Here is a 14,486-nt window from a genome sequence, read left to right on the forward strand (position 1 = left end):
TTAATTAGACTTATTTTTGCTGAATGATAAAAAAATAGCGCTTAGATTACTAGGATTACTCTTAAAAGAATTGAGCTAAAGAGCCTCTTTATTTATATAATCACACAAAAGGATAATCTTAAAACGATATTGCTTACTTAGTATAAAGGTGTAGTTAATTAAGTATTTCTAATATAAAAAAGTGTATTTATCGGTATTTATACTAATTATTGGTATTTATAACTAATATAATGGTTATTATATAATTAAATTAACAACTTATGTTAATTGATACGTTAATTTTCATTGTTACATTTATTATTTGAACTAGGTCACGCTTGTGCGTTTGTTAAGCTAAATTAACAATATTGTTTTATAGGTAAAATATTACTTAAGTTAATTATTCTGTAATACAGGTTATTCTTAGCGGTATTTACTATAAGTAAATAATAAAACCAATCATAGATTGATAATCTATTTTTGTCTTTTATTTTGATGTTTTTTTCTAAAACTTAACCAATACTGATATATTTTATTTTTTTCTCAGTGAAATAGACCGATCGTAATATGATAAAAAGCAATAAACACAACTTTTGGGTGTAAAAAAGGGGGCTATTTTGATGATGATCAATATGAATAAATAATCCTTTCTATTTTTAGTTGTTATTTTTTTAGTCTTTTTTGGAATGGAAAAAAGAGGGTTTATTAAAATTGATCTTGATGGGTTCTTTGGTTTTTAGAAGAAATAATATCAATAAATAATTATTTTAGAATTTTATTTTTATAAAATTTATACAAATTGTTATTAATTAACTCTAGTTATTATCTGGTTTAAAAACCTATTTTTTTAGGTAAAAAAGACGCTATTTTTGATAGTAATAATAAATATAAGATTAAGTAGAAGTACCCATTTTTATAAAGTGAAAATGAGTAGCGTTTTACTTTTTACACTTTTTTTGATGTTGTCTTTTTCATTAAAATAATTATACAATTTAAATTAAATAATCATTACTCCTAATCGGATGATGCTTATTTGTAATTAAATAGATTAGTATTTATAAGATTATTTTACCCTACATAGTTGATGTTCATTAATTGATGATTTAATGAGAGTTTAAATATGAATTTATAAAGATATATTTTTAACTTATTGTAAAAATTATCTATAAGGTTCTCTCTTCCTTATTTTGGATGAGCATCAAATTATTGAACAAGGTTTAGAGTACTGTTATTAAAGGGGCCACACTATGTATGATGATATTAGTAACCTAAAAAATAAGTTTCAGGAAGATGCCTTTGCTTTTCAAGAGTTTTCTTCCTCTACAATACAAGATATTGATAATAAAATAGAATCAGTAGTTATAAATAAAGAAGATAATAATAAAATTAGTAATTTGAGTAATAACACGTTTTCTGAAACTTCACTTGTCGTGAAAAACGAACCAAAACAGCCTGTTACTTCATCGTCTATTCCTTCTTATCACCAGGATGCTTTAGTTGTTAAAGCAAAGAAAGACAATTTAATTAAGAGTAATGAAAATTTGTTAGCAGATAATAAAATATTTGATAACAAAGAAACGGATAGAGTTCATGCCCATGAAAATATATCACTAAAAGATATATTGTCATTTATTGCCTCTGTCTAATCTAAATAAGTAAAACTCTTTGTGTAAATAAATAATATTGACTGGTGTCAATCTTTAGCCATTGTTATTTTATTTTTTAAGATAAGTTTATTTCTTTTCGATATTTATTAATGTCGATAGGGTGCCTTTGTCTTAAGAAAAGATCTATGGCGATGACAAAGGTATGGGTTTATGAATAAAATATTTAAAACATTAATTACGGCTTTTCTATTGATAACAATGTTTTCACTCATTGTTATGCCAATGAGCGCCGAACAACAATATATATTCGGTATTATCAATATATTGTTGTTATTTGTTGTCGGTTTTAAAAAATCAAAAAAACGATTATTAACAATGGTTTTTATTTCATTGTTGATGTCAACGCGTTATCTCTACTGGCGTGCAACAAATACCTTAAATTTTAATACAACTATCGAGGCTGTTTTAGGTAGTGGTTTATTTATGGCGGAGATTTATTCTTGGATAATATTAGTCCTAGGATATTTCCAAACCTCATGGCCATTAAATAGAAAAATAGCCCCTTTACCTAAAGATGTTTCTCAATGGCCTACTGTTGATATTTATATTCCAACATATAACGAAAGTTTGGATGTTGTGCGTGATACCGTCCTTGCTGCACAAGCTATCGATTATCCACAAGATAAAATGAAAGTTTATATATTGGATGATGGTAGTCGTGAAGAATTTAAGCAATTCGCGGGTGATGTTGGTGTAACTTACATTGAACGTGAAGTTCATGATCACGCTAAAGCGGGTAACTTAAATCATGCGATGGGATTAACAGACGGTGAGCTAATCTGCGTTTTTGACTGTGACCACATCTCAACACGTATTTTCTTGCAAGCAACAGTAGGTAGCTTCCTTGAAGACCCAAAATTAGCGCTGATCCAAACACCACACTATTTCTACTCAGCAGACCCATTTGAACGTAATTTAAGTGCGGCTAAAGATGCACCCCATGAAGGCGCACTTTTCTATGGTCCTGTTCAACGTGGTAATGATAACTGGAATGCGACATTCTTCTGTGGTTCATGTGCTGTTATGCGTCGTAGCGCTCTTGAAGAAATCGGAGGGATTGCTGTTGAAACGGTTACCGAAGATGCACACACTGCGCTTAAATTACAGCGTTTAGGTTGGAACTCAGCATTTATTGATATTCCTTTAGCCGCAGGCCTTGCAACAGAACGTTTAGCATTACACGTTAACCAACGTATTCGTTGGGCTAGAGGAATGACACAGATATTCCGTGTTGATAATCCAATGTTGGGTCGTGGTTTAACATTCCCTCAGCGTTTATGTTATCTCAATGCCATGCTCCACTTTCAGTACGGTTTGCCTCGTATCATCTTCTTGACTGCACCATTACTGTTTATGTTATTTAACCTTAATATTATCGCTTCATCCGCAAGCATGATATTTGCCTATGCATTACCACACTTAATCATGTCGGTTTATGTCAACTCGAAAAATATCGGTAAATACCGTTACTCTTTTTGGGGGGAAATTTATGAAACCGTCATGGCATTTAGTTTGGTATTACCTACCTTACTGAGTTTAGTTTCACCAAAATTAGGTAAATTTAACGTAACAGATAAAGGTGACTTGCTTGATAAAAGCTATATGGATTACCTCACTGTACGTCCATTAATTATCACTGCACTTCTTCTTATCACTGGGATTTCATGGGTTGTTGTCCGTTACTTATTAAATGACTTCCAAGGTATTGACCCACTGGTTATTGTTTTAAACCTTACTTGGGCAACTTACAGTTTATTTATCATTCTAGCCTCTATTGCAGTAGGTAAAGAGACGCGACAAATTCGTAAAAATACTCGGATCAACGCATCTTTACCGATTACGTTACATTTTGATGATGGCGCTGAATTAACAACGACCACAGAAGATATTTCAATGGGTGGCGTTCGTATTGCCGTAAATAAAATGTCTGAACTTCGCCAACGTAATGTCACTTCAATCACCCTGAATGTACAACGAGATGAAGTTACCGTTCCTGTTGATATGGTGAGTTTAGAAAGCAATCAACTACGTCTTGAATTCTTACCTATTGATTTAAATCTTCGTCGTAAATTGGTGCGCATTGTCTTTGGTCGTGCTGATGCATGGATCCATCAAGCTGATTATAAAGACAAGCCATTTAAAGAATTGGCGGGTATTACACGTTGTATTTTTGAACTGTTCTTTGGTCGTCGCCAAAAAGTGAAAGCGCCAGCAACAAGAACGAAAGCAAAAGCTTCACTCTCTGTGCAATCTATTAACGGGGATGACTAAGCATGAAAAAGAAACTGACATTAATGCTAAGCCTGACGGCGATAGCGATCGCAAGTATTCATCTTTCTCAAGCAGATACCGGAATGTTAGAACTAGGAGGGGAGCTTTTACCTGACCCGACTTCTTATACACATTCACAAGTGCAACAAAATGCGAATAACCCGATCCAACTTGAAGATGGCGTATTGTCTGAAGCGCGTAATATTGAAGAGCAATTAACATTAGCACAAATGGGAAGCCCCTCACCTATCGTGTTATCAGGAAGAAAATTACTTTCTGGTGTGACTTTTAATATGGCGAACGATTTATTTATTGATAAAGCAACATTAACGATGAAGGTGAAAGCGTCTCAAGGATTAATTCAATCTGATCAAACACTTCACTTAATGTTAAATGGTCAACCTATGGGATTTCTACCTTTAGAAGAAGGTGGGCAAGAGCATGAATATGTTTTAGAAATTCCTGAAATGATGTTGACGAATGTGAATAACCTCAGCTTTCGTTTAGCCAATCGTGATGCATTGGATGAAAACCAATGTATTCCTCCACTGGCGGAAGGATTAAGCCTGGTTATTTCACCGGATTCATCATTAGATTATCGAGGTCGCTGGATTAATGGCGGGTATAGTCTGGAACGATTGCCCCTACCGTTCTTTGATCCTGACAGAATGACAGCGACCTCGTTACCTATCATATTGTCAGATAAACCTGACCATGCAGAGGTAACAACGGCAGCTATAGCTGCATCATGGTTTGGCAGTTTTAGCCATGATATTAAGCAAGTTGATTTACCCGTTTTAATGAATCAGTTACCTGAAAGTGATGGTATTTTAGTTGGCTATTCAGGACAGACTATTGCGGGGATTACATTACCTTCAGGAAATAGTGGGCAATTAACTATTGTTGATAATCCGGTCGATCCTGTTTTCAAATTATTACTGATCAGCGGTGATAATGAAAAATCTCTTCGCCAAGCTGTATGGGCGTTAAACAACGGTAAATTGCCACAAAACGATCACTTAGTGGTGCCTTCTCAAACGCTTGCCATGAGCACTGATTACGATGCACCTCGTTGGTTAAATACCAATAAACCGGTTTCGTTAAGTCAAATTGCCAATAATAGTGATGATTTCTCACGCCAAGGTATTAACCATGCACCAAATCAGTTTTCGTTTCGAGTCTCTCCTGATCTCTTTTGGTGGGATGGTGATGCACTGCCTTTAGATTTGAAATATGTTTTTCCTCATTCGGATAAACTAAATAGTCGTCGTTCTTCATTAATTGTCTCTTTGAATAACCAATTCTTAGGTACATTGTATCCGGCGCGTTCAGAGCCTTTAGGGATGTTAAGACAATGGCTAGGAATGGAGAGCGAACAGCAAAATAGCACGCTCTATTTAAATCCTCGTCAAATTTATAGTCAGAACCAATTACAGTTTTATTTTGATTTACGTGAACCTGATGATTCACCGTGTATTTTAACGGATGGTAGTAGCTTAATTAGCCAAATAGATCCGCAATCAACGCTGCAATTTAAAAATACTTGGCACTACTCAAGAATGCCGAACTTGGCTTATTTTTCAGGAGCGTCATTCCCATTTAGTCGCCGTGCGGATTTTTCACAAACCACTCTACTATTACCTGAAAGTCCAACAATAGAAGAGCTTTATACCTTAGTGAACTTAATGGCGAGATCAGGTTATGCCACAGGCACACCGGTTTCTCATGCTTCAGTTTTTTTAGGTGCTAAAGAGCTTGAGAAAAATAACCTCTCTCAACACGATGTGTTAGCAATTGGCTCATTAAATAGTGAGGGATTTCTACCCGCTCGTTTTTCACAACAAACGTTCTCATTTTTAAATAAAAACGTCGAAATCAAACCGCAATCATTGATTGATAAGGCAAAAGGTTGGATGGCTGGCGATTATTTATCTCAAAGTGGTGATGCTGCAAGTTACTTATCTTCAGTGAAAGATTGGCGTGGCATGATGAGTTTTATCTCACCTTGGGCAAACGATAGGGTTGTCGTATTAGTTACAGCTAAAGGTAATGACTCGATAAAAACCATTATCAATGACTTAAATTTAGCTCAAATAAATGCGGCTATTAAAGGCGACATCACTCTGATTAGCGGTAAAGACACCGTAAAAAGTTTCCATTTAGGCGAACACTTTTCGCAAGGTGACTTACCTTTCTTACAACAATTCCTTTGGTATAGCTCTAGACACGTATATTTGCTGGGTCTTTTAGCTGTTGGTTTTTGTGCGCTGACGGGTCTCGTGACTTATTACTGGTTACAACGTCGTTCAACTCGTCGTTTACATCAGATATCACAGCATCGTTCAGACAAATAAGGGGGGATATAAGATGAAAAATCACGCACTTAATATCATCGTTAAAGTCATCTATGCAGGCTGCATTCTAGGGGCTTCAAGCCAAGTACAAGCAACTGCCGTTGAGGCGAATACAGCTGCAACTGATCCAAATATTGTCAGTTCTCTTATTGAACAAGCTAATTATTGGCACGGTAGAGCGCACGATGAACGAGCAGTAGAAGCACTGCAAAAAGTACTGATTATGGAAAGCAATAATCAGGATGCGCTGTATTTAATGGCATTCTTTACAGCGCAACAAGGTAATGAAAAACAAGCAACATATTGGCGAGAAAAACTTGCGCAAATTGCACCGCAAGATCCACGAATTGAAGGATTAAAAAACATCCGATCATCACAATTTAGTGAACAACAATTAGGATATGCCAGAGAGTTAGCCAAAAAAGGGCAACATGAAGAAGCAATAAAAGCGTATCAACGTTTATTTGTTAGTAGTGAGCCACCTGAAACACTGGCGTTAGAATATTATCAAACCATGGCTGGTGTGCCTGCTATGTTGCCTCAAGCTATTACAGGATTAAAGCAACGTGCTGCATTAATGCCTGATAATAAAGAAACGCAAAAAGCATTAGGACTAACGCTAACTTATAACGAAGAGACGCGTCGTGAAGGTATTACTATTTTAGGTAATATCTCAGGTGATGAATCAGCCAAAAAAGGTATGCGTCAAGCTCTGTTATGGCTGAATGTTCGTCCTGATGATGAAGTGTTATATAAAACCTATTTGCAAGCAAACCCGAACGATAAAGCGGTTGCAGAGCATTTCCAAGGCGCTATTCAAGGTAATGCACGCCAAGCAGGTTATACCGCATTAAATAAAGGTAAATTGAAAGAAGCCGAAGGTTATTTCAAACAAGCTTTAGCGGCAGATAACAATGATGCGCAAGCCTTAGCGGGTTTAGGTTATATCGCATTACGTTCAGGTGATTTAACCACAGGTCAGCGTTTATTAAACCAAGCTGCGCAATCAGGTGGTGAACAAGGCAGTAAATGGAAGCAACAAGCGGAAGATGCGGGTTTTTATGCGCAATTACGTGGCGCACAACAACGTGCTAAACAAGGGAATATTCAACAAGCTCTCGATCAATTAGCACCATTAACGGGAGCTTCCGGTGAAAAAGGCTTATCTGCCAACTTATTACAAGCTGACTTATTACGTAAGCAAGGTAATTTACCTGCAGCTCACCAATTGCTTTCAGGGCTTTATCAGCAAAATAGCCGTAATGAAAAAGTGATTTCTGCTTATTACTATTTATTAGTTCAGGAAGGACAGAATACGAAAGCAGAACAATTACTGGCTCAACAATCAGCCTCTTTGCGTCAAAAACTGACTGCGAATACAGATCCTTCTGAGAAATTACGTCGTGAAGCGCAAAAAGCATTAGAAAATGGTGATCGTGTTCAAGCAAGACAATTATTGACTCAAGCTCAGCGTAAAAACCCGCAAAATAACTGGGTTTACCTTGATTTAGCGCGCCTAATGGCTGCTGATGGTGATAGCGCTGGTGCAAAAAATATCATTTCACAGCTACAAAACCGCAGAACAAGAGATTCTGATTATGTGGTATCTCTGTTTTATGTTGAGCAAAAAGAGTGGGATAAAGTTTTTAACTTACTCAGTAGCCATAATCAACAAACTGAAGCTGAAAAAGCGTTATTACAGCGCGCTCGTTTCCATCGCCAACTTGCGCAAGCAGACCATTATCGTCAGGCAGGAAACCTTGTTGCAATGCGTAATATTTTACGTCCATTAATTAATCAAGTCGCTGATTATCCAAATGATGTGGGTGAATTAGCAGAAAAATTGGTTAACAGTGGATTAAACGATGAAGCGTTACAATTAGTTGAAAGTGATATTGCAAAAGGCACTAAAGGTTCGGTCGGTAACTATGCTGGCCATATCAACGTTCTCAATGAGTTAGGTCATTATACACAGGCATCTAGCTTGATTAATGATCCCGCTTTACAACAAGAAACACCGATTGTTGAGAAAAAGCGTTTAGAAGTTGCCACTAAAGTTGCGCAAGCAGATAGTCTACGTGAAAAAGGCGAAATTAAAGCCGCTTACGACGCGTTAGTGGTTGCTTTAAAAACATCACCGAATGATCCCGATTTATTAATGGCATTAAGTCGTGTTTATTTAGCGCAATCAATGCCTGAACAATCAAACAAAATTCTTTCTTATTTAGAAAAAGAGCAAGGAAAAGATAGCAAATTAATCCAAGCTCAAATCGAAGTGGCATTAGCACAAAAAGATGGAAGAAAAGCACAACAGTTATTACAGCAAATTCCTTCATCTTCACAACCGGCTTATTTATTACAAGCTGCGCAAATTGCGCAATTAAATGGTGAGAATCGCAAAGCATTAACGTTACTGCGTAGTGCGCAATGGCAAAACAGTGATAGCACATTAAAAACCTCTGCGGGTCAATTAAACGCATTAGGAGGAAGTGATAATCCTGTTCTTGCGGGTTCTATCTATGAACGTAAAGAGATGGCATCGGTTCAACGTTCTATTCGTGAGCTAGAAGAGAAAGTTTCACCTTGGGTACAAGGTGGGGTGGCTATGCGTCATCGTAATGGTGATAAAGGATTATCTAACGTCACTGAAATTTCAGCGCCAATCAGTATTTCGAGTGTGCCTGGTGAAGAGTTCCGTTGGGAATTTAGTGTTAACCCTGTTTCGATGACAAGTGGTTCGGTTTCAGGAGAAAGGGCTAACCGTTTTGGTACGGGTCAGCTTCAACATGCTGAACGCTTTGCTAAAAATAGTGATAACCACGATGAGAAAAACAAAATTAATGCCGATGAAGCCGGTAGTCAACGTGCTTCTGGTGTTGAATTAGGGCTGCGTTTATCAGACAAGAATGTCAGTTTCGATGTTGGCTCTACGCCATTAGGTAAAGATACGGCAACGGTTGTTGGTGGCATCACATATTCACCTCAAATTAGCCAAAATGGGCAATTAACACTAACAGCAGAGCGCAGAGCCATAAAAGATAGTCTACTTTCTTATATGGGGCGTACAGATCCAATGACAGGCGAAAGTTGGGGGCGTGTAACACGTAACGGCGCTAAAGTTCAATATGCTTGGGATGATGGAAAAATTGGGGCTTATGCTGGTGGTGGTTTCTATAACTACGAAGGTAAAAGTGTTGCGAGTAATGATGAAGTGAAAGCGTGGATTGGCTCTTATGCTAAGTTCTATCAAGATGATCAACAAGAAGTAAAAGCTGGCGTGCATGTTGATTATATGAACTTTAGAAATAACCAAAACTACTTCTCCTTAGGGCACGGTGGTTACTTCAGCCCACAAGATTATGTGTCTGTTTCATTGCCTGTTGCTTATACCCGCCGTTTTGAAAAAGGTGAAGTCTCATTAAATGGTGCAATAGGGATACAAAGTTACAAACAAAAAGGCAGTGATTATTTCCCAACGCATGGTTATATGCAAAACGCATTAAATAAACAGAATGCAAGCGATCCTCGTATTAAATCTCAGTACGAAGAGCAAGACGAAACGAATATTACTTATAGATTAGGTTTAGACGCGAAATATTATTTAAACAAAGAAACCGAGTTAGGTGTCAGCTTATCGCATGATACATCGGGTGATTATGCTGAAGATAATATGTGGTTACACTTAAAATATACCCCAGATTTCCTGTCTAAATAATTAAGGAGACAAATAATGAATAAGCATGACAGTGATATCTTACAATTACCTTTTGAAAGTGGCTGGCAAGATCTAACTCAATTATTATTTTTTCAAATTTTAAATGACAATGATATTTCTACTGCTGGAAATAAATTAAGGAATATAGGTAAAGATATTGCCTTACGTTATCCTTTACCTGAAAGCGAAAATATTCAATTACTTGAATCACATATTAATCGCGTATTAACGCTATTTAAATGGGGTTTTGTCACGATATCTCCTGCAATGAGCGAACTTTTACTGGTTCATTGTGCATGGCCTCATTTTACGCAAAGCCAAGATGATGCTCAGTGGCGTGTTGCAAGTGCGGGTGTTTTAGAAGGGTTATATGAAGGTTGGTTAACAAATCAAGGTGGTAATGCCAAAATGCAAGTGCATCGCCAACCTACTGATGCAAAAGATGTCTTTATTTTCCGCTATGCGCATAACTCATCAGCCGAATAATAATATATATGCTTTATTGATGAGCATAGGAGGTCAAAAATGAATGAAATGATATTTAATGATGATAATTCTAAATGCTTATTAATAAAGCAATTTACTAATAATGTTTTTATGATGTTAGTAACAGATATTAATGGCATCATTATTTATGCAAATGAAAAATATTGTGAATTTAATAATGTTCACTTTGAAAATATAAAAGGTAAAAATTACAGCTTATTTAATTTAATTGACGAGAATCAAATCAATTGTTGTGTAAATGGTAATAATGATAATAAAGGAGTATATCGATTAGAAGCCAAAAGAAATAACGATATGCAACAAGATATATGGGAAGATATTAGTATTATTCCTGTATTTGATGAAAACAATTTAATTTCTCATTATGTATTTATTAGCTTGGATATTACTGATAAGGTAGAGCTAAGAAATGAGTTATTTAATAAAAGTTATATTGATTCATTAACTGGAATATCTAATCGACTAAGTATCGTTGAAAAAATTGAAAATGAACGATTAAATATTTTACAACCCTCTTCATTTTGCCTTGGTATTATAGATTGCGATAAATTCAAATCTATTAATGATCAATTCGGGCATCATGCAGGCGATAAAGTATTGTGTGAAATATCTAAACGGTTGTCACAATTAGAAAATAATGAAGTCTATTGTGGGCGACTTGGTGGCGATGAGTTTGCTGTGCTTTTCCCTAAAGGATTACGTTCTTGTTCTGTGATTTTGTTAGAAATAATAGAATCACTTTGGAAATCAATGGAAAAACCCATCAATATTAATTCTGATTTTATGTTAACGCCTTCAATTAGTTTAGGTATTGCTGAATATCCTAAGGACGGAAAAACATTATCTGAATTATTAAAATCCGCAGATGAAACACTTTATTCTATAAAAGAAATGGGTGGTAATAAATATGGGTTTTATTCTGGATTTTAAATAAAGGGTTTTAAATAAAAGATTTTAAATAAAAAGTTTTTTAATAAAGATATATAAAAATAACGTTATCTCTTTTTAACGAAGAGGGAGGTGACTGTTTTTAAAATATATCTAGCACTCCTGATGAAATATAAGAGTAAATTTAAAATAATACTAAATATTAGTTTTAGATAAATATCTATTAGAGGATTTTATTATGATGAAAGCGGTTATCCCTGTTGCTGGATTAGGTACTCGTATGTTACCTGCAACGAAATCAATTCCTAAAGAAATGCTACCTATTGTTGATCGCCCTTTAATTCAATATATTGTTGAAGAGTGCGCTCAGGCAGGCGTTGAGGAAATTATTTTAGTTACTCACTCTTCTAAAAATTCAATTGCGGATCACTTTGATACCAGTTTTGAATTAGAAAATATGCTGGAGCAGCGTATTAAAAATAAATTATTAGAAGAAGTGCGTTCAATTTGCCCTGACAATGTCAAGATTGTCCAAATTCGCCAAGGGCATGCTTTAGGTTTAGGTCATGCAATTTGCTGCGCTCGTCCCGTTATTGGCAATAATCCATTTATTGTTTTACTGCCTGATGTTTTATTAAATGCACATTATTGCGATCCTCAACATGATAATTTATCCGCAATGATAAAACGTTTTGAAAAAACAGAACGTAGCCAAATTATGGTTGAACCTGTGCCAATGAGCCAAGTGCAACAATATGGTGTTGTAGATTGCCAAGGTGTTTTCTGTCCTCAAGGTAATTGGGCGCCTATTCGTCGTATCGTGGAAAAACCAAATCCTGAAGATGCGCCTTCTAACCTTTCTGTTGTTGGCCGTTATGTTTTCTCTGAAGCTATCTGGGAATTATTAGATGGTCTACCTGCTGGTGTGGGTGGTGAAATTCAATTAACAGATGCAATTGATTTATTATTGAAAAAAGAAGTCGCTGAAGCATATACCTTAGTGGGTAAATCACATGACTGTGGTAATAAGCTAGGATATATGAAAGCCTTTGTTGAATATGGGCTTTATAATTCGGTGTTAAAAGAAGAATTTTCTTCTTGGTTGCAAGACTTTTGTGAAAAAACATTGTTACCCAAAACAGAAGTCATAGCAGAAGATGAAGTCAGTGAAGCACAAAAGATAGTTGCTATCTTTTGAGTTTATATTGAAATAATATGCAATATGCCGACCGAAATAAAATGACGGTCGGCAATAGCAGGAGAGAAAGGTAATGTCTTTTTGGTACTTATCTCGTTGTCATTATCTATTTTCTACTTTTTTTATTTTAGGTTTGTTGCTTATGGTTTCTCCCTCAATACAGGCAGCAGATACTCAAGTAGGATGGCAACAGTTTAAAGAGCGCTATATCCAGAATGATGGACGAGTTATAGACAGCGCTAACAAAAATATTTCACACTCTGAAGGTCAAGGCTATGGCATGTTAATGGCTGTAATGAATGATGATCATGAAACATTTAATAAGTTATGGCGCTGGACAGCCGCTTCCCTTTATCGTGGTGATTTAGGCTTATTTAAATGGCGTTACGAGCCTGAAAATAGTGAACATACCCCTGATCCTAATAATGCAACAGATGGTGACATCTTAATTGCGTGGGCATTATTAAAAGCGGGTGAGAAATGGAATGATGAAAGTTATCTTTCAGCTTCTGATTCTATTCAACACGCTATTTTGGAACATACTTTAGTTAAGACAAAAAATTATACTGTACTTTTACCTGGTATTAATGGCTTTAAAACACCAGAAGAAATGATTATTAACCCATCCTATTTTATTTTCCCTGCATGGAAAGATTTTTACCATACAAGTAAAGATGTTCGTTGGAAAGCGTTAATTAATGATAGCCAGTCTTTACTTAGAAATATGCGGTTTGGTGAATATCAATTACCAACAGACTGGGTCAGTTTGTTTCCAGATGGAAAGATAGAGCCTAGTGAAAAATGGCCTGCACGATTTAGCTTTGATGCAATACGTATTCCGCTGTATTTGGCTTGGGCGCGTGATGAATTAGCGTTACAACCTTTTGTGCAGTATTGGCAGCAATTTGATCGTTATAAAACTCCTGCTTGGGTAAGTATCGATGCTCAAGAGCGTGCTGAATATAACCTCACTCCCGGTATGATGGCAGTGAGAGATTTAACGATGAAAACACCTATTGAAGATGTCGATTTAAGTAAAGATACGGATTATTACTCTTCAGCTTTACACTTATTAGCGGCATTTGCTCAAAACGGGCAATAAGTATATTTAGTTAATTTGAATAATAGATAGCTTTAATTCCTTTTAATACAGAGAGGCATTAAGTTATCTATTTTTTATATCGATGGTGATAAAAAATATTTTTCTAAATTATTTATACTTATTCAAATTTTATAAGTTAATTGTATTTCGTTATCTCTATTTGTTTATAACGTTATGTTATTTAAATAATAAATAAACTTTAATCTATGATCTAAGAATAATTTATTTAATACTATTTATGCTAAAGTTATCTCAATAACTTGATAATGTTATTAATATAATTTCTCATCAACAATAGAGGTGGATAAATGAAAGTTTCAGCACGCAATCAGTTAGTCGGTAAAGTTGTTGATATTATTGAAGGTGCAGTTAATAGTGAAGTGATTTTATCTTTAGCACACGGTGAGAAACTGGCGACAATCATCACCAAAGAAAGCTGTGAAAGCTTAAAGATTAAAAAAGACGGTGAAGCTATTGCCATTATTAAAGCGCCATGGGTTGTTTTGGCACTACCTGATTGTGGTTTAAATTTCTCTGCACGTAATCAGTTTGCAGGTAAAGTCACTCAAATCGCACAAGGTGCCGTGAATTCTACGGTACATTTAGAAACAGCTAAAGGCTTAGCGCTGACTGCTGTTATTACAAATGAAAGCTTACAAGAGATGAAGCTGGCAAAAGGCAGTGAGGTTTTAGCATTAGTGAAAGCCTCTAGCGTGATTGTTGCAACACGCAAATAATCAAGATGCTATTCTTTTAAAATAAAAAAAGAGGCTAAACGTTAGCCTCTTTTTCATTATTGATATTG

General features: G+C 35.6%; 9 protein-coding genes. All 9 read left to right on the forward strand.

The genetic code is table 11. From position 1 onward, the window contains the following. Positions 1-1,226: 1,226 nt before the first annotated feature. The 9 genes from BTA34_RS16680 to BTA34_RS16720 all read left to right on the forward strand — a co-directional run bounded on the left by BTA34_RS16680 (position 1,227) and on the right by BTA34_RS16720 (position 14,418). Positions 1,227-1,625: a hypothetical protein gene (locus BTA34_RS16680; protein WP_151436502.1), complete on the forward strand. Its 399-nt coding sequence runs from the start codon at positions 1,227-1,229 to the stop codon at positions 1,623-1,625. Between the two features lie 171 nt (positions 1,626-1,796). Then, positions 1,797-3,917 carry a UDP-forming cellulose synthase catalytic subunit gene (gene bcsA, locus BTA34_RS16685; RefSeq protein ID WP_151436503.1) on the forward strand — a complete coding sequence of 707 codons (2,121 nt, stop codon included), beginning with the start codon at positions 1,797-1,799 and terminating at the stop codon, positions 3,915-3,917. Between the two features lie 2 nt (positions 3,918-3,919). Beyond that, complete coding sequence (gene bcsB, locus BTA34_RS16690; RefSeq protein ID WP_151436504.1) at positions 3,920-6,271, forward strand: cellulose biosynthesis cyclic di-GMP-binding regulatory protein BcsB; 2,352 nt, start codon at positions 3,920-3,922, stop codon at positions 6,269-6,271. A 13-nt stretch (positions 6,272-6,284) separates the two neighbouring features. Beyond that, positions 6,285-9,986 carry a cellulose biosynthesis protein BcsC gene (locus tag BTA34_RS16695; RefSeq protein WP_151436505.1) on the forward strand — a complete coding sequence of 1,234 codons (3,702 nt, stop codon included), beginning with the start codon at positions 6,285-6,287 and terminating at the stop codon, positions 9,984-9,986. A 15-nt stretch (positions 9,987-10,001) separates the two neighbouring features. After that, the gene (gene bcsD, locus BTA34_RS16700; RefSeq protein ID WP_109373335.1) at positions 10,002-10,472 is read left to right on the forward strand and encodes a cellulose biosynthesis protein BcsD; all 471 of its coding nucleotides are present in this window, start codon (positions 10,002-10,004) and stop codon (positions 10,470-10,472) included. Positions 10,473-10,511: 39 nt separating this feature from the next. Continuing rightward, on the forward strand, positions 10,512-11,423 hold the full coding sequence (locus BTA34_RS16705) for a sensor domain-containing diguanylate cyclase (protein ID WP_151436506.1): 912 nt from the start codon (positions 10,512-10,514) through the stop codon (positions 11,421-11,423). A gap of 196 nt (positions 11,424-11,619) precedes the next feature. After that, entirely contained in the window at positions 11,620-12,579 is a 960-nt protein-coding gene (gene galU, locus BTA34_RS16710; RefSeq protein WP_265576121.1) for a UTP--glucose-1-phosphate uridylyltransferase GalU, read from the forward strand. A 73-nt stretch (positions 12,580-12,652) separates the two neighbouring features. Continuing rightward, a complete protein-coding gene (locus BTA34_RS16715; protein WP_151436507.1) occupies positions 12,653-13,681 on the forward strand; it encodes a glycosyl hydrolase family 8 in 1,029 nt (342 codons plus the stop codon). Between the two features lie 308 nt (positions 13,682-13,989). Next, positions 13,990-14,418, forward strand: a complete 429-nt coding sequence (locus BTA34_RS16720; RefSeq protein ID WP_151436508.1) for a TOBE domain-containing protein — start codon at positions 13,990-13,992, stop codon at positions 14,416-14,418. Positions 14,419-14,486 lie beyond the last annotated feature (68 nt).

Source organism: Proteus sp. CD3, assembly GCF_008808075.1.
Taxonomy (GTDB): Bacteria; Pseudomonadota; Gammaproteobacteria; order Enterobacterales; family Enterobacteriaceae; genus Proteus; species Proteus appendicitidis.